Source organism: Mesorhizobium sp. Cs1321R2N1 (genome assembly GCF_037179725.1).
GTDB classification, from domain to species: domain Bacteria; phylum Pseudomonadota; class Alphaproteobacteria; order Rhizobiales; family Rhizobiaceae; genus Mesorhizobium; species Mesorhizobium salmacidum.
The window spans coordinates 1-23,576 of sequence record NZ_JAPYKP010000058.1; the positions used below are offsets into that span (position 1 = coordinate 1).

At 60.4% G+C, this 23,576-nt stretch carries 24 protein-coding genes and 2 pseudogenes; 7 read left to right on the forward strand and 19 right to left on the reverse strand.

Features of this window, described 5'->3' with window-relative positions; all coding sequences use genetic code 11:
* The coding region (locus O7A61_RS16450) for an ADP-ribosylglycohydrolase family protein (RefSeq protein WP_337130692.1) at nt 1–411 on the reverse strand (411 nt) is incomplete at its 3' end.
* 2 nt (nt 412–413) lie between these two features.
* Nucleotides 414–1,139 carry a GntR family transcriptional regulator gene (locus O7A61_RS16455; protein ID WP_140746944.1) on the reverse strand — a complete coding sequence of 242 codons (726 nt, stop codon included), beginning with the start codon at nt 1,137–1,139 and terminating at the stop codon, nt 414–416.
* Between the two features lie 1,332 nt (nt 1,140–2,471).
* Here O7A61_RS16455 and O7A61_RS16460 point away from each other — a divergent pair.
* Nucleotides 2,472–2,642 carry a hypothetical protein gene (locus tag O7A61_RS16460; protein ID WP_156938245.1) on the forward strand — a complete coding sequence of 57 codons (171 nt, stop codon included), beginning with the start codon at nt 2,472–2,474 and terminating at the stop codon, nt 2,640–2,642.
* A 682-nt stretch (nt 2,643–3,324) separates the two neighbouring features.
* On the opposite strand, the gene O7A61_RS16465 is transcribed toward O7A61_RS16460, so the two are convergent.
* The 5 genes from O7A61_RS16465 to O7A61_RS16485 all read right to left on the reverse strand — a co-directional run bounded on the left by O7A61_RS16465 (nt 3,325) and on the right by O7A61_RS16485 (nt 5,615).
* Nucleotides 3,325–3,564: a hypothetical protein gene (locus O7A61_RS16465; protein WP_337130695.1), complete on the reverse strand. Its 240-nt coding sequence runs from the start codon at nt 3,562–3,564 to the stop codon at nt 3,325–3,327.
* Nucleotides 3,565–3,645: 81 nt separating this feature from the next.
* Complete coding sequence (locus tag O7A61_RS16470; RefSeq protein ID WP_337130697.1) at nt 3,646–3,891, reverse strand: DUF768 domain-containing protein; 246 nt, start codon at nt 3,889–3,891, stop codon at nt 3,646–3,648.
* A 403-nt stretch (nt 3,892–4,294) separates the two neighbouring features.
* Nucleotides 4,295–4,525, reverse strand: coding sequence for a DUF768 domain-containing protein (locus O7A61_RS32610; RefSeq protein WP_442921079.1), 231 nt, complete (start codon nt 4,523–4,525; stop codon nt 4,295–4,297).
* Nucleotides 4,526–4,976: 451 nt separating this feature from the next.
* Nucleotides 4,977–5,216 (reverse strand): hypothetical protein, encoded by a 240-nt coding sequence (locus tag O7A61_RS16480; protein WP_337130701.1) that lies wholly within the window; start codon nt 5,214–5,216, stop codon nt 4,977–4,979.
* Between the two features lie 150 nt (nt 5,217–5,366).
* Nucleotides 5,367–5,615: an ATP-dependent DNA ligase gene (locus O7A61_RS16485; RefSeq protein ID WP_337130703.1), complete on the reverse strand. Its 249-nt coding sequence runs from the start codon at nt 5,613–5,615 to the stop codon at nt 5,367–5,369.
* Nucleotides 5,616–5,923: 308 nt separating this feature from the next.
* Here O7A61_RS16485 and O7A61_RS16490 point away from each other — a divergent pair, with 308 nt between their 5' ends.
* Together O7A61_RS16490 and O7A61_RS16495 are read left to right on the forward strand one after the other, a co-directional pair.
* The gene (locus O7A61_RS16490) at nt 5,924–6,133 is read left to right on the forward strand and encodes a hypothetical protein (RefSeq protein WP_337130705.1); all 210 of its coding nucleotides are present in this window, start codon (nt 5,924–5,926) and stop codon (nt 6,131–6,133) included.
* Between the two features lie 183 nt (nt 6,134–6,316).
* Nucleotides 6,317–6,496, forward strand: coding sequence for a hypothetical protein (locus O7A61_RS16495; protein ID WP_337130708.1), 180 nt, complete (start codon nt 6,317–6,319; stop codon nt 6,494–6,496).
* 385 nt (nt 6,497–6,881) lie between these two features.
* Here the strand turns inward: O7A61_RS16495 and O7A61_RS16500 are convergent, their stop codons facing one another.
* The 4 genes from O7A61_RS16500 to O7A61_RS16515 form a co-directional block, all read right to left on the reverse strand.
* Nucleotides 6,882–7,166 (reverse strand): LysR substrate-binding domain-containing protein, encoded by a 285-nt coding sequence (locus O7A61_RS16500; protein ID WP_337130710.1) that lies wholly within the window; start codon nt 7,164–7,166, stop codon nt 6,882–6,884.
* A 166-nt stretch (nt 7,167–7,332) separates the two neighbouring features.
* The gene (locus O7A61_RS16505) at nt 7,333–8,358 is read right to left on the reverse strand and encodes an ABC transporter permease (protein ID WP_337130712.1); all 1,026 of its coding nucleotides are present in this window, start codon (nt 8,356–8,358) and stop codon (nt 7,333–7,335) included.
* Nucleotides 8,359–8,371: 13 nt separating this feature from the next.
* On the reverse strand, nt 8,372–9,892 hold the full coding sequence (locus O7A61_RS16510) for a sugar ABC transporter ATP-binding protein (RefSeq protein WP_442921080.1): 1,521 nt from the start codon (nt 9,890–9,892) through the stop codon (nt 8,372–8,374).
* A 73-nt stretch (nt 9,893–9,965) separates the two neighbouring features.
* Nucleotides 9,966–10,982, reverse strand: a complete 1,017-nt coding sequence (locus O7A61_RS16515; protein WP_337130713.1) for a sugar ABC transporter substrate-binding protein — start codon at nt 10,980–10,982, stop codon at nt 9,966–9,968.
* Nucleotides 10,983–11,188: 206 nt separating this feature from the next.
* On the opposite strand from O7A61_RS16515, the gene O7A61_RS16520 reads away from it, so the two are divergent.
* Complete coding sequence (locus O7A61_RS16520) at nt 11,189–11,686, forward strand: molybdopterin-dependent oxidoreductase (protein ID WP_337130714.1); 498 nt, start codon at nt 11,189–11,191, stop codon at nt 11,684–11,686.
* Between the two features lie 119 nt (nt 11,687–11,805).
* Nucleotides 11,806–11,931 (forward strand): annotated as a pseudogene (locus O7A61_RS16525) (helix-turn-helix domain-containing protein); the annotation flags it as partial.
* Nucleotides 11,932–11,973: 42 nt separating this feature from the next.
* Here O7A61_RS16525 and O7A61_RS16530 read toward each other — a convergent pair.
* The 8 genes from O7A61_RS16530 to O7A61_RS16565 form a co-directional block, all read right to left on the reverse strand.
* A complete protein-coding gene (locus O7A61_RS16530) occupies nt 11,974–12,465 on the reverse strand; it encodes a hypothetical protein (protein WP_337130715.1) in 492 nt (163 codons plus the stop codon).
* Nucleotides 12,429–13,442 (reverse strand): hypothetical protein, encoded by a 1,014-nt coding sequence (locus tag O7A61_RS16535; RefSeq protein ID WP_337130716.1) that lies wholly within the window; start codon nt 13,440–13,442, stop codon nt 12,429–12,431. The genes O7A61_RS16530 and O7A61_RS16535 overlap by 37 nt, the downstream gene beginning before the upstream one ends.
* Nucleotides 13,443–13,766: 324 nt before the next feature.
* Entirely contained in the window at nt 13,767–13,937 is a 171-nt protein-coding gene (locus O7A61_RS16540) for a DUF6894 family protein (protein ID WP_337130717.1), read from the reverse strand.
* 88 nt (nt 13,938–14,025) lie between these two features.
* Nucleotides 14,026–14,736, reverse strand: coding sequence for a Crp/Fnr family transcriptional regulator (locus O7A61_RS16545; protein ID WP_337130718.1), 711 nt, complete (start codon nt 14,734–14,736; stop codon nt 14,026–14,028).
* Between the two features lie 878 nt (nt 14,737–15,614).
* Nucleotides 15,615–16,376 (reverse strand): glutamine amidotransferase, encoded by a 762-nt coding sequence (locus O7A61_RS16550; protein ID WP_337130719.1) that lies wholly within the window; start codon nt 16,374–16,376, stop codon nt 15,615–15,617.
* An 84-nt stretch (nt 16,377–16,460) separates the two neighbouring features.
* Nucleotides 16,461–17,462 (reverse strand): rhamnose ABC transporter substrate-binding protein, encoded by a 1,002-nt coding sequence (locus O7A61_RS16555; RefSeq protein ID WP_337130720.1) that lies wholly within the window; start codon nt 17,460–17,462, stop codon nt 16,461–16,463.
* Between the two features lie 46 nt (nt 17,463–17,508).
* Complete coding sequence (locus tag O7A61_RS16560) at nt 17,509–18,498, reverse strand: ABC transporter permease (RefSeq protein WP_337130721.1); 990 nt, start codon at nt 18,496–18,498, stop codon at nt 17,509–17,511.
* Nucleotides 18,495–21,059 carry an ATP-binding cassette domain-containing protein gene (locus O7A61_RS16565; protein WP_337130722.1) on the reverse strand — a complete coding sequence of 855 codons (2,565 nt, stop codon included), beginning with the start codon at nt 21,057–21,059 and terminating at the stop codon, nt 18,495–18,497. The genes O7A61_RS16560 and O7A61_RS16565 overlap by 4 nt, the downstream gene beginning before the upstream one ends.
* 192 nt (nt 21,060–21,251) lie before the next feature.
* Here O7A61_RS16565 and O7A61_RS16570 point away from each other — a divergent pair, with 192 nt between their 5' ends.
* Nucleotides 21,252–22,505, forward strand: coding sequence for an ROK family transcriptional regulator (locus tag O7A61_RS16570; RefSeq protein ID WP_337130723.1), 1,254 nt, complete (start codon nt 21,252–21,254; stop codon nt 22,503–22,505).
* A gap of 157 nt (nt 22,506–22,662) precedes the next feature.
* A pseudogene (locus O7A61_RS16575) lies at nt 22,663–23,563 on the forward strand (transglutaminase family protein).
* Nucleotides 23,564–23,576 lie beyond the last annotated feature (13 nt).

The window sequence follows — 23,576 nt, forward strand, 5'->3', positions numbered from 1 at the left end:
GCCGTTGGTGTCGCCGCCGCGGCCGGCATCGTCGGCGGGCACACCGCTGTTGATGGCGTCGATGGCGCGCTTGGTCGACGGTCCAAGCAGGTCGTAGCTGCCACGCGCCTTGACGTCGCGCTCCCAGTCGAGCAGCGCGTTGACCCAGCGCGCATGGTCGAAGCGCTCGCCGGACTCGACAAGGATGCGGCCAAGCAGCAGCGCCTGTTCGGTGTCGTCGGTGACCATGCCGGCGGCCAGCCCCTTCGACACCGGGTGATCGGCGGCAGGCGCGACGAAATCCTCGACATGGCCATAGAGCTCGGCGATGCGAGACGGCGACAGAAGTTGTGTCGGCATGCCCAGCGCATCGCCAAGCGCCCCGCCGATCAGCGCCCCCATTGCCCGATCCATCACGGCAGCGTCCGCCATGCTCAGAACTCCAGATGGAGCGCGAAATGCGCCGGATTGAGCAGGCTGGTGACGAATTCAATGGCGCGTCCGTCAGCGGCGCGCGTCAGGCGGCGTGTGCGCAGGAAGGGCGTGCCGGGCGCACAACCGAGTATCGCGGCGTCGGCAGCGCTCAGCATTTCGACGTCGACCCATTCCTCGCCATGATCGGGAACAAGCCCCGCCCCGCGCAGCGTCTGGTGCAGCGAGCCTTCGCGCAAGCCGCGCAGCGGTATGTCCTCCAATTCGGGCGACAGCGGCAGGCGGCTGCGCTCAATCGAGATGGCGTGGCCGTCATCGGCATTGGTGCGGGCGCGATCGACGGCGATGAAGGACCAACTCCCGACCCCGAGCCTGGCCGCAAGTTCCGCGTCCTCGATAATCTCGAGCCGCAATGTGCGGGTCTCGGCATTGGCGCCCGCGTTGGCAAGCGCGCGCGACCAGCCGATCGCGTCATCGACCGGCATGCCGTCGAAGGTGACAAAGGATCCGATGCCGACTTTGGTTGTGATGAGCCCCCGGCTCGACAATTCTTCGAGCCCCTTGCGGACTGTGTTGCGACTGACGGAGAAGCGCTGGACGAGCTCGTTTTCGCTCTGCAGGCGGTCGCCGAACCCAAGCAGGCCGGAGCGTATCTCATGCTCCAGAACCGTCGCGATCTGCTCGGGCTTGCCCGTGCCGGGAGTGAGTTGCATCGCGCGACGGGCCATACGATACCTGTTCAGTGAACCTGTATGATCCTGTGCAATAGCTTATCTGAAAACAACCGTCAACGGGGCACCGGGATTCGCAGCGAATCTGTTTCGGCCTGCACACACTTGATGATCTCGCTCTCATCCTGAAGGACCCGCAAACCAGCCTGCGGGCCTTTCCTTCTTCCCCCGCTAACGAATGCTGCTTTGGCCTCGCCATCGTCCTGGGCATTGCCGTGCGCCGGGCGCTCGCCGGTAGGTCGGCCCGCGTTGCCATGCTTGTTTGGTATTCGAGATAACCAAGCGGTCAAGGTCATCGAAACAGAAACCGGCTCCGCGACCTTCGGTCCAATGCTTGAAAAGAAATGTCCCGATTGCGCAGAGCGTCGAGTTGGAGCGTGATCGCCCCTCCATCTGAATAATCATATTGAATTTGTCCGTGCTTAGATGATCCCGGACATTGCACTTAACCGGCAGGTTCCATTCCGTGCGAAGGTGGGCGGCGGTGCCGCCGAACATGATTGTTTTACGCGCTAGTGCTTGGTGCCATGTCCAAGCGAAGCGGCGAGTTGTCGATTGTGCGCGACCGCCTCATACTCGGTGCCGAACGGGTTGGCGATAGCGGTTCCGTTTGGATCAAGGGTCACGGCCCAGGAACGACAATCCCTTCAATGGGGGCGCATAGACGACGAAGGCTGGCTTTTTGCTCATCGTCCCGGCTAGCACGTTGCACAATGAAGAGCCCGCCGGAGTCAGGGTAGCGAACTATTCACCATTCCTTCACCATATCAGCACATGCTTAAAAGCGGACATGCTGGTATCTCGTACATGTCAAAAGGTCCCGGTGCACCCCATGAGCCGGGGCTTTTCACATAAATCCCCGATGGTAACGGGACTAGCGCCCTTCAGAAGATGCCCGTAACAACTAGGATGATCCCAATCGCCGCAAGAGCCATGAAGCGGCATCCGTTTCAAGCTCGCCTTCCATCGGGATTTCTATCAGCTTTTTTGCTTTGTTCTTGGCCTTCTTCCCACAACGCAAATCATACCACAAAATGGCTTTGGCACATGCGCGGCGCCCCTTCCAGGCCGTCTAAGCTTCGTCGCAGCTCTGTTTTTTGCCAGCAAGGGAGCTTCGCGCACCAGTGATGGCAGACTGTCGGCTGCATCCGGATAAATGGCGACCTATGACTGAGTTTACGTTTCATATCCAGCTTAGCAAACGGCCGCGCGTCAAATTGCCAACGGCTCGTTAAGCAAGGGGTAACCACGACACACAGGCTAGCGGATCGTGAATGAACGAACCGGATGGGCGGCGGTTAAGCTCGTGCTTCCAAAGAGGACCACGTCTTGTTCGCGACCGCCTTCGCTTTGCTGATCTCATTCTCGGTCAGCGTTGCCCTCCTTTCATGGGCCGCGCCGATCACCGCGCAAGCCATATCTTTCGACGTGCAGAAGTCCATCGACGGGTGGCAATTGCGTCAAACAGTCTCCGACGCGCCGCACAGGAGAGGCAAGTGATCGCTATGAGCGCCAGGTCGAGATGACCGTCTCGGCCATGCTGGAAAAGCCCGCCCCGGCATCAGCCGAGGCGAGCTCTCTCCGTTCCAATGCTTGGATTGGGCAATCGACAGGTGTCCAACCCCAAAGCGCAGGGAAAGTTCCACCGCTGCGCGGGCTGCCGAACCAGAGCCGCCTGCAAATTTTGCAGCGGCTACAAGGATGCTATCCAGGATCGTTTGAGGGGGAACAGCCTTGTCTAGGAACGCTCTAACAATGTTAGCCCGGAATATTCCCGTCCGCCGAGCGGCTATCCAGCGGGTCCTGCTGGACAAGCGAGAGCGCCACGGCCGTCACGTCAGCGATGGCAGCTGGTTTCTGAACCCAGACGGCCACGGCATCTTACTCTGATAGGCGAAAGCTCTGACATCGGCTCCCCAGGCCTCCTGCCTTAGCTTGGTGACGACAGCGGTTATACGCATTTGTCGGGAGCGGCCTGCCGTATCGGTACGCCGCGGAGCAATCAACCGGAACGCCAGGAAAATGAACCCTTTCGCGATCCTTTTTGCAACGGAAGTTTGTCGTTTTCGGCGAGGAAAAGGGCGCTGAGCCTTACCGGCGGCGCTTTGGGTTTGTCCCCTGTTGGCAAAGGGAGGTCGCCAGGCCTCTCCAGCCCATGGGCTTCGCGGGCCCTATTGGAACGCTACTCAACGGGAGGCTGAACCGGGCCGGTGGTGTTCCACCGGATGAACTCGACTTCCTTGCCGGTCACCTCTCGCACGCTTTTCAACAGCGCCTCGTGGAGGATCTGCGTTGAGCGGTAATGGTCGCAATGGGGCGATACAAACGGCTTGATGATGCTCTTGTGCAGAGCCTCCGCGGCGGTCAGGAAGCGTTCGATCTCTTCCGGCGAGAGCTGCTTTGATGGTTTGGACCTGGCCATTGCCATCTCCATTTCGTTGAAGGGCCGCCGCAACAGGGAGGATTATACTCCTGGTCTCGATATCGTTGGCAAGTCCTATCGTCAATCGGCCAAGCTGCCTTCGCGGTGCTGCATTGCCTCGAAGATCACCTCAAAGATGCTGTCGACTTCCTCGTTGATCTTGTCTTCAGCAATTCCCTCACGATCGGCCGCTATCATCATTCGGTCAGCGAGGTCGCTCACCGCCACTGAATCATCAGTTATCGCGTTGGGCAGGTGCTCTGCCATCCACAGATCGAGGAAGTTGATTCCGCGCGTGCTCATTTCCCCGATAAGCTCAAAGCGCATATTCTAGGTTCCGTTGCTTTACGCCGGCGCCGGCCGCACCAGCCTCCGGTGCACCCCGACGTACCACTACCGATCGCGGGCGTTCTTATCCGCCGCTGTCCTGCACGGCCGAGGCGCCGTTCGGACCTGGCGGCTCGCTGCGGCCGCAACGCATCGCTCTTGACGCAGCCACCCGATGCTCGCCACTGCCCTTGCTTCTCACGCTCGCGCTCGAGGCGGTAGACTTCAGGCAAGAGCTTTTAGTCGCGTCTAATCTATCTTGGGCGTGGGCGCGGCCCGCGCTGCAGGCAGTCCCCGTGGGCCCGCCTCACTGGCGGAGAAGCGGGCCCGGCCAGGTTTTGGGGGACCTGACCAGCAGCACGGGCGCTGCCGCCTTTCGAACCTGCCAACGAATATCAGGTTCCTATACGGTGCAAAAAGCCGGCGTCATGATGAACCCGGCATCGAGCACCGTTTCACGAACGCTGCCAGTCTCTTCCTCGATTTCGGCGCTGCTGATCGCGATCGCCTTTGCGTCCGCGAAAAGCTTCTGGATCGCCTCGGCAACCGAAATTACGTCGGCACTGGGGGAGGCCTGACAGTTGCTGCCTAGCCATTTGGCAGAAAAGTGACGCCGCGCGTGCTCATTTCCCAAGAGGCCGCAAGCGCATATTAGATTCCGCTAGAATACAAGGGCGCTGGGATCAAACGGAACCAAGATCATCCGGCAGGTTCATCTACGTCAGCCCCTCTAAGGTACCGGCAACGTCGACAACGAAATTGCCTGTTATCGCCGATCGGCCGACCCCTTAGTACCTTCGGATGCTTTGTGCGAGTGCCTTAAAGAGCGCATAACACTTAGCCGGCGAGACGACGCAGCCCCCTGCTATCTCGCTGTTAGGCGCGGCGTCCTCCCGGGCAACTCTCCTTCTTGGATGCCGAGCCGGCATGCGGTTTGCCACGCCGGCGTGCGAGCGTTCAAGCTTGAGATCGAGGCTAAAGCCTCTGCAAGCTACCGCACCTCGCCGGACACCGCGTTCCCCAGGCCAAAGCGCCGCTGTGCCGAAGATCACGCCGATTCCGAGTGCCCCGTGGGCAAGCGCTGGCTATTGCTTATCTCGAAAATCGAGCAGCTTGGCGTGGCGGAGTTTCTCCTCGCCCTTCAGGATCCGCACGCGGCCAACGAGACCTGGCTTCAGCCACTCCGCCTTGTCGCTCTTGAGCCCTTTCGGGACCGGGCCGCCTACCTTCCCCTGCACCCGGTCCCACAGGCGCTGGCGCTTGTCGGCTTTGAAAGTGACGAATGCGCCGCCGGCGTAACGGCCCTTGTCGGCCATCAGCACCATCAAGGGTTTTCCCGCTCTCGCGCTGCACGCCGATGATGTCCATCTCCTTTTCGGCATAGCACTTGATCTTGCGCCAGTTCATCGTCGGGCCGCTGCGATAAACGCTGTCCTTGCGCTTCGATACCATGCCTTCAAGGCCGGCCTGGTCCACTAGGTGGTAAACGGCCGCGCCAGTGCCGGGCTCGCTTCACTGAACTGGATACGGCCGCTGGCCGGAAGCAACTCCTGCAGGATCTCGCGACGGTCTTCCACCGGCAGGTTCCGCAGGTCGTGTCCGTTGAGGTGGAGGAGGTCGAACGCCACCAGATACAGGTCGCGCGAGGGCTTGCGGCTGGGACGGCTGATTGCAGCACGTGGAACTCCGACAGGCCCGCTTCGTTGATCGTAATGCCTCGCCATCGATGATGAAGCTTTCCGGCCTCGATAGCCGCGGCCTCCCCAGCAAGTTGGATGTAGCGGTCCAGTCGTAGCCGTTCTTTGTGATCAGCCGAATCCCGTCTTCGTCCTTGATGGCCTGGGTGCGGTATCTGTCGAATTTGATCTCATGGAGCCGGTCATCGCCCTGCGGTGGCGTGTCGACCAGTTCTGGCTCCATCGGCTTGATGAACTTCAGACGCATGCACCGACTCATGCAAATGCACGCGATTCAATCAGCTTTAGCTAAAATAGTTCCGGAACTTTTCAGGTAGCGGGATGTTGCCACCGCCATGACAAAGCTATCCGACCTCGGACCACCAATCGAAGGCAAGCCGCACGAAGGCGAGCCCGACGCAGAGCGTTTCTATTTGTGCAAGATCTGCGGTCAAGCGGTCGACATGTGCGATCTTCGCCAGGTGATGTGGCACGAGCAGCCAGGCCATGAACCGCTGGAGCAGGAGACCGCAGCGAAGATTCTCGTGTTTCCTCGACGGAAATAGGAAAGAAGCCCGCTACCTTTCGGCAGCGGGCCAGTCCAACAGTCGTGGGAACATGCACCGGAATGGGAGAACCGACGGTGCAACCGCCGAAGTGTTTCGACGCAACAATGTTCCACACGGCTCGCGAGTTTAGGACGCTGTGCTCAAGCTCTGGCCGCCTTATGAAAGCAACGGTGTTGAAGAATGCTGGTCCGCGCTCCGGCGATCGAAGAAACGTGTCCGTCGGGCGTGCAACCAAGCGAAGATGCGGTGACGGAACGGCCCTTAACCGATCCACGGGCCGAGGCGCTGGCCAGGGCGATCATCGCCACGGTTGATAAGCTGACCTATGACGGCTTATCCGCCCGGCCAGCGAAATCTTAACGGATCGTTGACCGCGCTGTCCTATTCTGAGACAGCGCGGTCAGATCCCAACCGGACTGCGCAGGCGGCTCCGGCAACCCAGCGACCCATCGCACAGTCGGAGCCGCCACCACACTCCGGAACGAATACCAGCAATGGTTGAATCAACCGTTACTGAAGTTGTTGAAACTAGAGTTATCGGCTATTCCGCTCCGCCAGGTGGCGCGCCCAGTCTGAAAGCGTGAGCGCGCGAGAACAAATCGAGACAACGGAACCATCTTCCACGACGGTCAAGGCACGGAGTGTCAGAACGCGCTTCGATCGCGTTCACCACAACGTGTGGCGCCAGATGAGGGCGGGGGTTTGGCTTTCGAGCGAGCATCGTTTTCAACTCGAGGCGAAGCGGTCATCTCCGCACCCACGCGGTCAGAATTTTACGCAAACTGCCCTCGGCCAAGGCCGCCTCGGCGGCCCAATCGGCCACGTAGGCGATGCCCAGACCCTCTCTTGCAGCTTCGACCATCAGCTCTTCGTCATCAAGGACGATGGTGCCGTTTGCCTCGAGTGCGAGCTCATGGCCCGCGCGCTCGAGAGAGAGCGGGACGTTGGCGCGTTTGCTGCATAAGACCGCAAAAATTTGTATTGTCGAGCCCCCCTGACCTTGAGATTGCCGCAGGGGCATTCCAGTCATTGGCAAGTTGCACGATGAGATCTCTTTCGAGGCGGAGGGCGCTTACAAGGGTGGGAAAAGGCGCGTCAGATCGCGCTGTTCCGACCGACGAGCAAAAAGCCCGCCACCTTTCGGCAGCGGGCTCCTCGATGAAACTGCCGTGGCTGTGGAAAGGCACTGCCGGTAATCAGATGCGTTGCCGATCACGCAGATTCTGCACATAGACATTGATGATCAGTGCGACGAGCAGAATGATGCCGCGGATGAGGATTTTCAAAAAACTGTCGATCTGCACGTGATCGAGGCCATTGTTGAGGACGCCCAGTATGCACAGGCCGATGATCGTGTTGCCGATCCCGCCACGGCCGCCAAAGAGGCTGGTGCCACCGACCACCACCGCTGCGATGGCGTCAAGCAGATAGCCGTCGAACTCGTTCTGCTGGGCGCTGCCAAAATGGGCCACGCCAATCATCCCTGCGACACCGGAACAGACGGCCGAAATCACCATCACCGCACCTAAGACCAGCTTGACGTTGACACCGGAATATTCGGCCGCTTCGCGGTTGCCGCCGACCATGTAGACGTATCGGCCGAAGCGCGTGTAGGTCAAAACGATATGACCGACCAGCAGGAATACACCCAGTACGATGATGATCCACGGAAAGCCGGCTATCGTGCCGGAACCCAGAGTCGTAACCAGATCGGGAACGGCATAGGCGATCTGGCCGCGCACCAGAAGCGCGCAAATGCCAGCGCCGATCTGCATCATGGCAAGTGTCATGATGAACGAGGGAATTCCTATCAGCGTCGTGCCGAAGGCGTTGACCAGGCCCAGGAAGGCGCAGATGAGCAGCGCCAACCCGATCGCTGCATAGCCTGGCAGCGGGATGTTGGGAATGTTGACGTAGGATTCCTGCATGGTGAAATAGGCAACGGCAATGCCGGTAGCATTGGCGATAGCCGCTACCGAAAGATCTATCTCGGCACAGAGGATGACAAAAGTGAGCCCCACGGCGATGACGCCCGTGACGGAAATCTGCGTCAGCACGTTGACCCCGTTGTCGACGCTGAGGAAAGATGGGCTGGCGATGCTGAAGAACGCGAGCAGGATGATCAGCGTCGCGAAAGGCGCAATGTTGCGCATCCGGTTGCGCAGGAAGGCGCCAGCCCGCGACGGGGACCCTTTTACGGCTTCCTGAACCGGCATTGTCATTTGGCGTTCTCCCTCAAGCGGCGTCGAGCAGCCGGTCCTTGCTGATCGTTTCGCCGGCGAACTCGTGCACGATCCGGCCTTTCTTCATCACGATGATGCGGTCGGCGAGCGACAGGACGGTTTCGGGCTCGGCCGAGACAACGATGACAGCAAGGCCCTGGTTGCGCAGCGCACGTACGATCTTCACAACATCGTCTTTGGCGCCAACGTCCATGCCGCGGGTCGGCTCGCTCAAGATCAGCACCTTAGGGATGTATGTCAGCCATTTCGCCAGCGCGACCTTCTGCTGGTTGCCGCCGGAAAGACTGGCGAGCAGCGCCAGCACATTCGACGGACGGATATTCAGCAGTTCAACATGGCGGCTGGCGATCTGGCGCTCCGCTGCCGGCTTCAACCAGAGGCGTGAGATGCGGCCAAGCACGCTGATCGAGACATTTTTATAGACCGGTTCCTGGTAGAACAGCATGGAACGGCGGCTCTCCGGCACGAAGGCGATTCCCGCCCGGCGAGCGTGCGCCGTGTTGCGAAAACGTTTCGCCGCGCCCTCAATGGCCAACGTCCCGGTGCTCGGCTTGAGCTTGCCGAACAATGTCCGCGCCAGCTCGACCTGGCCGCAGCCCATAAAACCGTAGATGCCGAGAATCTCGCCGGCCCGCGCGTCAAGCGACACATCGGCGAAGGCGCGCCCCACCGCAAGACCTCGCGCCGAGAGGACTACGGGCGCCGCGGACTTGCTATTGAGAGCGATCGCGCCGGTATAACTTTCCTCCAGCTCCTCGTGACCACTGCCGATCATACGTTCGATAACCCAGCCTTTGTCGATCAAGGCCGCGGCTTCGGTGACAACACGGCGCCCGTTGCGGAAGATGGTCACCCTGTCGGAAACTGATAGGATGTCGTCGAGGAAATGGGAAATAAACACGATGCTGCGGCCGCTCGCGCGAACACCGCGAAGCACCTCGAACAGGCGATGCACCTCTGGGGGCGACAGCGCCGAGGTAGGCTCGTCTAGTATGATGATCCGCGCTCCCGAGAAAAGCACGCGGGCGAGTTCGACCAGTTGCTGGAGGCCGATCGACAATGATCCCATAGACGCGCGAGGATCGACCTCGATGCCAAGATTGGCGAGTTGTTCCCGCGCTGCGGCCACCATGCCGGACCAATCAATCAATCCTGCCTTCGTCGGCTGCTTTCCGAGAAAGACATTTTCGGCAACTGTGAGATCTGGAACGACGCTCAGTTCCTGATGCACCATGCCGATGCCAGCCGCAAGCGCATCACGGGCCGAGCGGAAATGGACCTGCTCTCCGTCGATGAACATGCGGCCGTGATATTCGGCGTGCACACCCGCGATGATCTTCATCAGGGTCGATTTGCCGGCGCCGTTTTCCCCAACGAGCCCATGGATCTCGCCGGCGCGCAACACGAAATCCACATCGTGCAGCGCCACCACGCCGCCAAAGGATTTCGATATCCCATCCATGCGAAGGCGCGGCGCGACCCCTCGCAAGGAGACTTCAGCTTGAGCGTTCATTCTGTCCGCGTGGCGAATGTCCAGTGGCTCGCAAATGGCTGGCGGATCATCCGCCAGCCATTTGGGACCAAGATCAGATCAGGAAATGGTCTTCCATCCATTGCATGCCGCCGGCATTCTCCTTGGTAACCACGGGACCGTCCGTTACGACGCTTTTCGGGATTCCTTCGCCTGACTTCTCGCCACCTGTCACCGCCGCGACGCCGGCGACAATGGCGCCGCCATGAATACGGCAGGATGGATTGCGCACGGTGGCGTGCATGCGCCCTTCGGCAACGGCGGCTATTGCAGGGGGCATGGCGTCGCAACCGCCGATCTTGATGTTGGTACGGTTATGGGCCTTCATGACGTTGTACGCTGCAAGCGCCATGTCGTCATTGTGGAAATAGGCCGCGTCAATCTGCGGATATTTCGTAAGATAGGTCTCCCATAGCCGCGCCACCTTGGTGACGTCCCAGTCGGCCGGCTGGTTTTCCAGAACCTCGATGTCGGGATGCTGTTTGACAATGGATTCGAAGCCCCGGTTTCGCCCTTGGGCGCCCGTGTGGCCGAGCGCGCCCTGCGTGGTGATGACCTTGCCCTTGCCGCCGATGGCGGTGATGAGCGCCTGGGTCACCGATGATCCCATGAATTCATTATCAGGCGCGAGGAAGCTGTGCACATTGATCTTGTCGAGTGGCGCAATCAGGGTGTCCATGTCGATGACAGGGATCCCGGCGTCGATCATCTTTTGCACCGGCTGCACCAGCGTCCCGATACCAAAGGCCTGGATCGCCACGAAATCCCATTTCTGGGAAGCCATGTTGTCGATCGCCGCGCGCTGCTTTACGGCATCGAGTTCCCCGTCGAACCAAGTTACCTCGACGTTGAACAATTTGCCCCAGTATTCCGCCGCTGCCTTGCCTTGGGCGCACCATGTCGCCTGAAGTCCGGCGTTGGAGAACGCTGCCTTGAGCGGCTTTTCGGAACGCCCGGAGGGCGCGGCGGCGCGAGCCCGGCTGATCCCGAAGCCGCCCATAAGTGCAGCGGCACCGCCAACAGCCGCTAAGGTCAGAAGATTGCGTCGGTCGTCGTCTATTTTGTTTTTCATAATTCCTCCCAGTACGGCTCGTGGAAATGAGCCATACGGCCATTATGGCCCCGCCGATCTTGTGGTCAAGGTTCCGAGACAACGTCGCTCGACGTCCTCACGGAATTCAGGGTTAGTCGCATTACAGCCCCGGCGCGTTCAGGAACCGACCACTTCCTTAAGATAGACAAAGCAATGACCGAGGCGCAAAGACCCGCTCCGATGCGATGAGCCCCAACAACATCCTCTGCTACGAGATGAATGGGGCCGCCCTGCCGCAACCCAACGGTTCCCCGGTGCGGCTCATCGCCCCCGGATGGTATGGCATCGCCAACGTCAAGTGGCTCAAGCGCATCGAGATACGCAATACGCGCTTCATGAGTCAATTGATGGCACGAGACTACGTCACCATCCGCGAGGAAGAGCACAATGGCGAGACGGTGTGGGCCGAGACCTCGGTCGGCCGTGCATTGCTGAAGTCGGCGCCTGCCAGAGTGACCCGTAGCGATGCCGGATACCGGATCAGTGGTGCAGCCTGGGGCGTCCCAATCGCCAAGGTCGAAGTGAAGGTTGATGACGGCCCATGGCTTGAAGCGACGATAGACCATGGTGAAGAAGCCGAATTCGCCTGGAAGGTGTGGTATCTCGACTGGAAAGACCCGGCAAAAGGCGAGCACACGGTCACCTCGCGCGCCACTGATACGGCAGAAATGCTGGTTGTATGAACAGGCCGTTCGACCTCTCGTGCTGCGCGAAAATTGCCAATCGCCGGGTGTACAGTTTCTATACGGGGTCAGTAACTGCCAGGGAAGCAGCTTACCAAGTCTGGAAACGAGCAGGAAGAATGGACGGGCCTGAACCTGGCGGACGTCGTAGCTTCACCGAAGCAGACATGCGAAGCGGTGTGTCCCAACCAACCCTCGCCCCGGCCGTCCAGCGGCTCGAACAGGAACTGGGCGGAACGCTGGTTCCATAGGTTGTCCATGACCGGGGAGACTGGAGTTACCACGCTTCAGATTCGCAGGGTCCGAATGAACATCCATAAGAATGCCCGCCTGACCCCGCTGCATCGACTAGGCGATTCACACATCTCGCAGGCTCCAGCCATGGGCGATGGATTGGAAGTACTGAAGACCGTGGCGGAAGGTGATTGGGCCTGGCGGTTTAGACTTCGGATAGCCATCCCACCTCCGAGTTTGGCGATGACCCAGGCGGCCCAGGCGAGAGACCTGGGTGGGCGAGGGTTCTTCTGCAGGGCGGTTTTGCCTTCCAGGTCAGGCACCAGGGCCTGCAGGGTGTCGATCTCGGCGAGCGTAAAGACGATCTCGGCGGGTTGCGCGGATGCTCCGTCGCGGGCTTGGACAAGTTGCATGATGATGCAGGCGGCGCGTGCGGCGATGGCAGTCAGCCTCATCAGTCGCTCGGCGGTTTCCAGCTGACTGTCCTCCAGTTGCAGGCCCTGCCGCTTCAGGGTGCGGAAGAACTGCTTGATGGTCCAGCGCATCCGGTACCAGCCGACCACTTGCCAGGCCATGGCCGGATCGGCGCGCCGACCTCGACCACCTCCACCAGGCTCACCGTCACCGTCTCGGCCAGCCCCTTTTCGATGCAGTTTTGCGGGCGCTTGAGGGCAACTTGGCCGAAGCGGGCCACCAGATGGGCCGTGCGCGCCGGCCGGCCAGGACGAGCGCGCAGCTTCACATCGGCTTCGCCGGCTGGCTGCAGCTTTGCTGTCGAGAGCTTGCCGCCCTCGATCAAGCGGTCGCTCATGGCACGGGTCAGGATATGGAAGTTCGGACCCGGGACGCGGTCCCATTTGGCGTAGATGTCGCTCTCGCGATCGCTCACCTCCGTCACCATCGCAGCCTGCACCAGCACGCTCTTGGCCGCTTCGGCCGTGGCCAGCCAGCGCTGCGATTCCTTGTCGGCCAACAATCGCTTGCCGTGGGATGTCTCTACCCGGCCATCGCGCGTCCAGATCTGGCCCGATACCAGCCCCAGCACCTCGCCCGTTCCCGCATCCAGCGCCAGCATTGCATGGAGCAGCGCGCCTCGCACGTTGCCGCCCTTGCCGGTCTCTCCCAGACCACGCCGATGCTGCGCCGTGGTCGTAAAGTTGATCTCGCTGGTGTCCTGATCGCCAGCACATGACGGCCCGCACAGGCCTGCGAACTCGTCGACCCCCAGCCCTCGATCAGGCTCTGTGTCGTCACCCGCGCGTTCGCCAGGAACCGGCCAAAGCCAATGATCCGACCGCGCGAACCTCCCGCCAGCCGCCGAACACAAACGCTCTGCCGATCCACCATGAGCCTCAGCAACTGGGCCCCCTTTTTTGCAGGCGCTCGTCTCCGAACGCCCCCAACCCGAACTCATTGGCTGACATCGCGACACCTCCTCAATCCAAGCGTCGCCAACAGAATCACATCCCAACGCCAGACAGCCAATCAAAAGCGAGTCATTCACCTCAAGAAATGTGTGCATCCCCTAGGCTGCATCGTGAGGAAATGGCGCTGTCGGTGATAGAAGGCGGCTTTCCCAAGCCCCAGCGGCGTTGGATTATGCGGCACGGCAAAGGTCTTGGCGCGTTGGGTCGAGCGCTATAAAGCAGAGGGCCGGGCCGGCAGTGGCCGACCACTCGTCGCGGCCCAGCATACCCCGCGTGACCTAACGGCGCCAACGCTGACAGGCGTAAACCTCTGGGCCGTTGGCGGCTAGTTGTGACAACCGGCCATCGAACCTACGATAGGGCGGCCTTCCACACGCCGTGAATGCGTGCGTCATGCAGGTAGGCTCGGGTCGGCTAGCTCATTGATCCTCGGCTGCATTTGGCTGCATTTGAAGGGAAAGGCTCAGCCTCGCCAGTTTTTTGCCCTTCTCATCCCGGACCTGAATGAACAATTGCTGGCCGTCGAGATCCTTCAGGGATTGTCTGGCCAAGTCGATCAGGCCTTCCATGGCCTCACGACGTGCTGCCACGATCCCATCACATTCGATGCCTACCTCATCTTGATGACCGCATTGCTGTCGCCGGTGTCAAAGAAATATCTCGCCATCGAGCCCGCCCTCACAACGTTCTCGCGTTCTTTTGGTGCAGGTAGGTGGTGTCGAAATCTCCTGCTCGAATGAGCCCGGCCCAATCAACGGCGTGAAATCGCGAGCCCTCGGTGACAATCAACCCGTTGCGTCGAAGTTCCTGAAGCGTTCGGTTCACGTGCACGGTGGATAAGCCTACCGCATCGGCAAGTTCCGCCTGCGTGATCGGAAGCTCCGCTACATGGTCGCTGATGAGCCCAATGGAGCGAAGCCGGACGATGAGTTCGCACAGGATGTGCGCCGTCCGAGCATAGGCGTCGCGCCTTCCGACGTTGGTGACCCACTCTCGATAGATCGCTGCGTCGATCAGAGTCGAGCGCCAAAACACCGTGGCTATGGAAGGATGTTGGTCGCAAATGGCCCGCAAGGCATCGTGCCGCATGAGGCCCACGCGGACGCGCGTGAGAGGTGAGAACGTGCAATCCAAAACCGAGAGATGCAATCCATGGAGATCGGGAATGTCACCCGGAACAAAGAACGAAGTGACCTGCCGCTTGCCCTCGCCTGTAAGCTTGGTGGACCCCACCAGACCGTCCAAGACAACGAATGAATTGGTGGGACGATCACCCTCGCGCACAATGTCCTGATCGGCATGATAGTCCCGTGTCTGGAATTGGATGCTCTCCAAAACGGCGATGTCTGACTGCGTGAGATCAGAGATGTTCTGGAGCTTGCGGATCAAAATGTTCGGGGAAGGGACATGTGCCAAATTCAGTGACCGGATTGAGTTAGATGCAGAACTTGCATGGGGCACTAATGTTCCCGGCGCTTTTCGGCGATCGCGCCTGCAAAAAAAAGCGCGAGCGGTTTGCAAAGCCAGGGGCCGCACATCACCGTCAAGATAGCCTATGGCATTTAACCCTTCAGGCTACTCCTTCCGTCGGACGTTCGCCAAGCCATCTGTCCCAGAGATCTAAGACCGGACAGAGGCCCTTGGGGCCAATTGCTATTCTTGTGCGAATCGCCTCTTCTCATCCGAGGACCAATCGCGACGCAGTTTGCTGAATCCATGGTCCCCCATCCTTGAAGGCGACCGGCGTCTATCCCGCCCCCCGCCAACCGGCGTCGGTCGCCCCACTCTTCGGGCAGGTTCAACTGTGGCTAAGTTGCAAACTCGCTGCTCCTCGTCACGAGCAGAAGTGACGGAGTCCTAGCTGCCATTAACGCAGGTAAATGCGCCGAATGGGCGACACGTTAGAAGGTAAATGGTGGTGCCTCCGATCGACTGTTTGGCTGGACGTCGGAAGCCAATGAGACACAATCGCCCGGTGATCTCAGCCTTTGACTTTGAGGTCATACCCAAAACACTTTCAAGCAATAGTCGCCGAGCGCGACATCCCCGAGTCCGAATGGGACATGCAAGCTCGCAACCTTGACCATCTTTTCCTAACGGGAGAGTTCTCCTCGAGACTTGCCGGACCGGCACACGCGATTCGTCCGAAAGGGATATTTGCCGCCAAAATGACCTCACCGCCGTCGGTAGAAGCGTTGCTGTGTCGCTGTGAGGCCTGCACCGAGAACCGGCTACTGCCCTAAACCGGTATCCGCCTCTCTATTCGGTTATTCGGTGCCCGCGAGCCAGCGCACCATATTCCCCATCAGCCTGCCGTAGAGCGACCACCCGAGAAAGTCCTGCGACAGCCAATGCGGCCCGATGTCGGTCGCCCAGGCAACCGTGCGCCCGCGGCCATGATTGCGAACAGCAAGGAGCGGCCAGTCCGTGCTGCGATGATGACAGGTCGCAAGCAGCCGGGATGAACCGTCGCCTTTGAAATCCAGCTTGTTCATGCCAAGGATCGGCGGCAACGGCTTCTCGATCCCTGCAAAGATCGGATGGGAGGACTCCAAGATGGAGGCCTGCAAGCCTTGGGGCACCTCCATGCCATCCGAAAACGGCAAACAGCGCACGGGCAACACGTCTTCGACCGGAGTGTCGTGGAACCGCGCTGTCCCGAACATGCCCTGAAAGCCCATATAGCCGCCGGCCAACATCAGCCCGCCGCCGCTTTCGACGTAGGCTTTCAGCATCTCCAGGCGGTTTACGCCGACACGCCCTGCGCGGGCTTCCGCCGTCACCAGCAAGGTCAGCGCGCCGACATCCGAGATCACCACTGCCTGATACTGAGAAAGCGCATCGAGGTCGAAGGGGAATTCGGCGGCGCAGCGGTCAGCGCCGATCTGGGTCATCGCGATGCCCTCAGCGGCAAGCGCGGCTTTGAAGGCGGTTGCACCATTTATCGAGGTCGCACTGGTCAGCACATCGGCACCAACGGCTACCGAAGTCGTCGCTGCGAACGTTTCCCCTGCAAGTAGCACTTTCATAGTTAACCCACCTTGTCCCATAGATCGAGTTGCGAGGGCGCCGCCGAAATCGGCGCCCCCCCCGGCGGTTCGATGCCCGCCGTATCAGAACTTGAACTCGGCCAGATTTTCGGGGGTCACGATTTTCGCTGGTCCAAGGATCAATTCTCCGCCGGCCCCAATCGTATATTCGCCTAGCCGGCCTGCCTTGAACTTCTCACCCTCCTTGCCGGTGATCTTGCACTGCGCAAGGGCCTGGGCAGTCTGATAGGTAAGATAGCCAAGGTCGGTGACATTCCACCAAATATCCTGCGCGGCGCCGTCCTTGATGTATTTCGAGATCAAAGTGGCAGGGGCCAGACCCGTCAGCTTGACCTTGCCGATCATGCCCGCCTCCTCGAGTGCACGGGCGGCCGCAGGAAGGCCAATGCCTGCTGGAACGATGATCACCTTGAGATTGGGAAATGCCTGCACCAGCGCAAGTGCCTGTTGCTGGTTGATCTGCTCGCTTTCTTCCCCGTAAGCAACCTGCACCAGCTTCATCTTGGAGAATTTCGGCTCGGCCGTCATTTTCGCCTTCATGAAGTCGATCCAGGCATTTTGGTTGGTCGCCGTGGGTGTCGATGACAGGATCGCGAATTCACCTTCACCGCCGCTAAGATTGAATGCGCTTTCCAGCATCATTTCGGCCAGACTGTCGCCCTTCACCTGATTCACGAATACAGCGCGGGCGTCGGCCGCCACATCGGAGTCATATGAAATCACGCGGACGCCTTGCTGAACGGCGCGCTTCAGCGCAGGTGCGACGGCATTGGCGTCGTTGCCAGCAATGGCGATGACGCCCACCTTCTGTGAAACGAGGCTGTTGATAAATTCGATCTGCGCCTCGGCTGTCGCCTGCGACGGGGCGACCTGAGTGGCTGTGCCGCCGATCTCCTTTGCAGCCTCTTGGGCGCCTCCAAAAGCCACCTTGAAGTAAGGATCCGTGTCGAGCTTGGGCAGGAAGCCGACCGTTACAGGTTCCTTGGCGCACTCCTGGCTGAAGGCCAGCGACGCCGGTGCGAGCAGAACCGCGGATGCGAGCAGGGCTAATCTAAACGCTTTCATTGTGACTCCTCCATCTAAATTCGGGCTTGAAGAAAGGGGCCCGAGATCACCCCTTGGTTTCGCGCAGGACGCGCGATCTTGAGAGCCGCTCCTGTGCGGAGCGCCAGTAGTTGCCGACCAGCAGCGAGCCGATCAGGAGCAGGCCAATGATCATCCCCTGCGCGTCGCCGCCGATCTGGTTGAGCGCCAGCACGTTGCGGATAATGGCGATTAGGACCAGCGCCAGCATGACGCCGGTCAGGCGGCCCTTGCCGCCAAAGACGCTGACGCCGCCGAGCAGCACAATCGTGATAACGTCAAGCTCCATGCCCAGCGCATTGTTGGCACGGGCATTGGAGAGGCGGGCGGTATAGACGATGCCGGCAATGGCGGCGATGACGCCTGAAACCACGAAAAGCTTCAAAACCATCCGGCTCGTGTTGATGCCGGAATAGCGCGCCACTTCCGGGCTGCCCCCAAGTGCGTAGATGCGCTTGCCGGTCGGCGTCTTCTGCAGGATGACGGCAAACACCGGCGCCAGCACCAGGAATGGCACGATCGTCCACGGTATCTGCGTGCCCGGCAGGTTGTTGATGCCGAAATCGACGACCGCAGGCGGGAGAATGTTGACCGAACCGGTGCCAAGCAGGATGTAGCCAATACCGCGATAGAGCGCCATTGTGCCGAGCGTCACCACCAGAGACTGCAATCCCAAGCCCGAGACCAGACAGCCGTTGAAGGCGCCGAGCAGGCCGCCGGCGACGAGCGTCAGCGGGATTGCCGCCAGCGTCGGCACGCCGGCCTGGATGAGCAGGCCGAAGATCACGGATGTCAGCGCCAACACCGAGGCGATCGACAGGTCGATTTCGCGGGTGATGATGAGCAGCGTCATCGGCAGGATCAGCAGCGCCTTTTCCGAAGCGCTCGCAGCCAGTTGCGAGAGATTGAAGCCAGAAACGAAGTTCGGCACGAAGAACGCTGCATAGAAGAATATGGCTAGACAAGAGATCGCCAGCAGCAGATCCCAGAAGTCGATCGAGCGCAGGAATTTTTTCATCTTCCCCTCGCCTGCCTGGCTTGATCCGCGCGCCGCACGATAAAGGTGTCGATGCCGATGGCGGTCAGGATTACCAGGCCGTAGACGCCCTGCAGCCACAGCGGATCGACGCGGACCAGCGTCAGACCGTTCTTAATGACCAGTAGCGTGAGCGCCCCGAGGACGATGCCGAGCAGCGTGCCGGAGCCGCCACGGATGGCGACGCCGCCGACCACCGCAGAAGCGATAACGGTGAGTTCGAAACCGAGCGCAACGCGGGCGTCGATGGTGGCATAACGAGATGCCCACAGGGCGCCGCATAGGCCGCCGAGCAGACCGGCTATGCCGAAGGCCAGCAGGATGCGCCTGTCCACGGGAATACCGATGAGACGTGCGCCGTCCGGGTTGGAGCCGGTAGCGAACAGCTCGCGCCCGATCGCCGTGCGATAGAGCAGCACGTAGCCGGCGCACAGGATGACAATGGCGATGACGACGATCAGCGGCACGCCGACGATCTTCAGACCGGTCATGTCGAGCCAGGCCTGCGTGACCTCGTCGGCGCTGATCTGGTCGCCCGCCGCCCAGATCGAGTTGAAGCCGCGAAAGATCGACATCGAGGCCAGAGTGACGACGATGGCCGGGATTTTTCCCTTGGTGACGACAAGGCCGTTGATCAGGCCAGCGACACTGCCGACCGCGCATGCAGTTGCCAAGCCGATCCCGATGTCGAGTGCCGGATAAGCCTGAACCATGCTCGCCGCCATGTAGGCTGAAAGACCGATTACCGCTGCGATCGAAATGTCGATATTGCGGGTGATCAACACCAGCATCTGAGCGAGTGCCGCAACAACCAGCAAGGCAGCATCCATCGACACGGCGGTCAGGTTTGCCGCGCTCACCATTCGCGGGTTGATAATGGTGACAGGAATGGCGACCGCCAGCATCGCGGCGAGCAAGCCGAACTCACGGCGCTTCAGGAAGTCGAGTGGTCCTTTGGCCTTCTCCTCGCTAAAGGCACGCTCCGAGTGCAGTGCCTGGTCGGCGCGTTCATCGGTCTTGGTCGCCGCTTCCAAGACTTTTTCCTGGGTCGCTTCGCCGCGGGCGAACTCGGCCGTCTGGTGGCCTTCGCGCAGGACGACAATACGGTCGCACATGCCTATCAACTCGGGCATTTCAGAGGAGATCAGAAGGATCGCCATACCCTGCGCGGCAAGATCGGCGATCACGGCGTGGACCTCCGCCTTGGTGCCGACGTCGATGCCTTGCGTTGGTTCGTCGAGGATGAGGACGCGCGGGTCGGTGCGCAGCCATTTGGCCAGCACCACTTTCTGCTGATTGCCGCCGGACAGTTCCTTGACCGGCTGTCCGTAGCCGGAAAAGCGCAGCTTCATGCGCTTCAGCCAGTCCGCAACCAGATCAATCGCGCGATCGGTGCCGTAGAGGCCTACCGAGGCGGCCTTGTCGAGTATCGGCAGCACGGCATTATCGAGAATGGAAAAATCCATCACCAGGCTCTGGCCCATGCGGTCTTCAGAGACATAGGCGACGCGCGCATCCATGGCGTCACGCGCCGATGCGAAGCGCACAGCCTCGCCGTCGATCAGGATTTCGCCGGCATCAGGCTGGTCGATGCCGAACAGCACGCGCGCGATCTCGGTCCGCCCGCTGCCGACCAGGCCGCCAAGCCCGAGCACCTCTCCAGCATGGAGCTTGAGATCGATGCTGGCAAAGCCGCCGGCGCGCGACAGCCCCCTCGCCTCCAGCACCAGCGCGCCGGTGGAGTGGTGCCGTTCGGGATAGAGGTCGGTCAGTTCGCGGCCTACCATCATGCTGATGGCGGCGGCACGGCCAAGCTCGCCCTTCGGCTTAACGCCGACAAGGCGTCCGTCGCGCAGCACTGCGATGCGGTCGGCGATGCGGAAGATCTCGTCCATGCGGTGACCGACGAACATCATCGCCACGCCATGCAGCCTGAGATCGGCAACGACGGTGAACAGCCGTTCGACCTCGCGCTGCGACAGCGCCGCCGTGGGCTCGTCCATGATGAGCACACGCGCGTCGAGCGACAGCGCGCGGGCGATTTCCACCAATTGCTGTTCGGAGGTGCGCAGCGCGCCCAACCGCGTTGCCGCCCGCACGTTGAGGCCGACCGTTGCTAACACCTTGCGAGCGCCATGAAGCATTGCGGCGTTGTCGATGCCGCCGAAGCGGTCGCGCGGCAAGTGACCGAGATAGATATTTTCCGCGACCGAGAGGTCCGGGAACAGGCCAGGATGCTGGTGCATGACGGCAATGCCGGCCGCCTGGGCGTCGTGCGGCGAATGCAAGACAACAGGCGTGCCATCGACCTCGACATGGCCACTGCTTGGCGAATGCACGCCAGCCAGAAGCTTCACACAGGTGCTCTTGCCGGCACCGTTTTCGCCAAGCAGCGCCAGCACCTCGCCCGAGCGTAGTTCGAAGGTCGCATCCCTGAGAGCAATCGTCCCGCCGAAGGCCTTGGTTGCGTGGACCAGGGCGACCGGAACGGTCACATCCCTGCGTCCCGCGGCATCGGCTTCGCCATATGCGCCAAGCTGCAACGCCCTTCCTCCCTGATCCAACTTATTTTTTCAATTTGCTATATTAAATAGGTCGAAGCCGCAACGAGAAAATTGACTTCCACAGCTCCGGCGCGCACTGTCGCAGCGCGCAAAGGCGCGGGGCCTGGGCGCTTCGCACGATGCGGCTGTGGCCGTGCGGAGCTCGGCAAAAACCATTTGGGAGCGCCAATTTTGTCCGGAAAAGGCAGCAATTCCGTCAAGGTTCGGCACTATAACGAACGTTTCGTGCTTGACGCCATCCGCCGCCTGAAGGAGGCGTCCAAGTCCGACTTGGCGCGTGCGGCAAATCTGACGCCGGCCGCAGTCGCCACCATTGTCGACGGCTTGGAGTCGTCTGGATTCGTAAAGCAAGTGGGCAAAAGGTTCGGGCAACGCGGATCTCCATCGACTCTCTACAGGCTTACGCCGGAGCGGATCTACAGCGTCGGTATCAAGATCGGTCGGCGTGCGTTGGAAGCCGTGCTGGTCGACTTCGCCGGTGAGGTTCGCGCTCGCGAGTCACACGAATACCGATATCCCGATCCCGATCTCGTCCTCAGGGCCGGAAATAAGTCGCTCGCCAATTTCGACAAGGTGGTCGCCGGGCTTGGCGAGGCCAGCATTGTCGGCCTAGGCATCGCTTCGCCCTATTTCCTCGGCGGCTGGAGTGAAGAACTCGGCTTTCCGGAGGACCTCGGCAACCGCTGGGAAGCAATTGAGCTTTCGACATTCTTCGCTACAAGGCCGAAAACCCCGGTGTTCGTCGAAAACGACGCGTCATCGGCGGCGCTGGCCGAACTCATCCAAGGGGCCGGCGCGCGGTTCCGCGACTTCATGCATATCTCCATCGACACTTTCGTCGGTGGCGGGTTGGTGCAAGGCGGCAAGGTCCACACCGGCCCGCATGGCAACAGCGCTGCGCTCGGCCCGCTTCCAGTCTCGCCTTCAAGCCTCGATTCCGTGGCAGCAAAGCCGGCGCGCTACCAGAGCTTGCTGCATCGCGCCTCGATCTACGTGCTGGTCAATCATCTCAAGTCTCGCGGCATCGAGATCAATCGTGTGCGGGAGCTGGACCCGTTGCCGTCTCGAGCACGCGAGCCCTTGTTCGAATGGGTCGACGATTGTGCGAATGCACTGGTTGAAGCGATTATCGCCATCACCTCCGTCATCGATATCGAGGCCATCGTTCTCGACAGCATCTTGCCGCGGCCCATCCACATCGAACTGCTGGCAAGGGTGCAGACCCAGTTCAACCGGACCAGCGCCATCGGCATTGTTGCGCCGGAAATCGTATCGGGACAATTCGGCCCCGAGGCCTCGCCTATCGGCGCGGCCATGTTGCCATTTTCGGCACTGCTAGCTCCCGACAGCGGCGTGCTGATGATCGGCAAGGACAAAACAATGTTGCTTGGTAGCCTTTCTAGGCTTGCGGACCAAGCGAACTAGGCGAAGGCTCTGTCGATAGACGCGTTGGGCGATCGAGCCTCTCTGCGCCAATACCCGCCGACGCGGCGTTTCGGCCCGGATCGAAAACAGTTCGTGCAGGATCCGATAAGGCGCTAGGTTGCTATCGACGTGCCAGAGAGATCGTTCACGGAAGCGGATGCCGATTTTTTCAGTCAAGCACAGCACTGTCTATCGCCATAAACAGTTGGTGAGTTTTGGCGAGCACCGCCTGATGTTCAGGCCCCGTGACAGCTTCGACCAAACGGCTTCTGGACCACGCTCTATTCGTGAAACCCGAGCCCAAGGAGGTTCGATGGACCCATGACGTTTTTGGAAACTGCGTTGCCGTGATCGAATTCAAGGGTTCGGCCAATGAACTTCATTTCGTGACAGACATTCGGCTCAATCACACACCCCAGCATGCGCCTGATTTCCGGATTGATGAGGCCGCGTTGAATTATCCATTCTCTTACGATCCTGACGAGGTTGCCGACCTCGCGCAAACGATAGAGCGCCATCATGCCGATGACGGCGACGAGGTTGGCAAATGGGCGAGACAGTTCGTCAGTGCCACAGGTAATACCGAGACCGGAAAATTGTTGATGACCCTCTGCTACGCCATCCACGAGAGCTTCGTGTACTCCCGTCGGTTTGAAACCGGAACGCAATCCCCGCTCATGACTCTGCATCTGCGCAAAGGCACGTGCCGGGACTTTGCGCTTTTCATGATGGAAGCGGTCCGCTCGCTCGGCTTTGCCGCTCGCTTCGTGACCGGTTATGTTTATGTCCCGAGTCGCGATTGTGATGCTGTCCGCGGCGGAGGCTCAACCCATGCTTGGTGCCAAGTCTACCTGCCTGGGGCCGGTTGGATCGAGTTCGATCCAACAAATGGCATTGTCGGCAACCGGGATTTGATCAGGGTCGCTGTGGCTCGCCATCCCCAGCAAGCCATCCCTCTTTCCGGAAGCTACTCCGGAAGTGCTGCAAGTTTTCTGGGCATGACCGTAGAGGTGAAGGTGGCAAAGGAAACCGGCGGCAACAAAATTAGCTCAGTCTGAAGTTCTGCGGAAC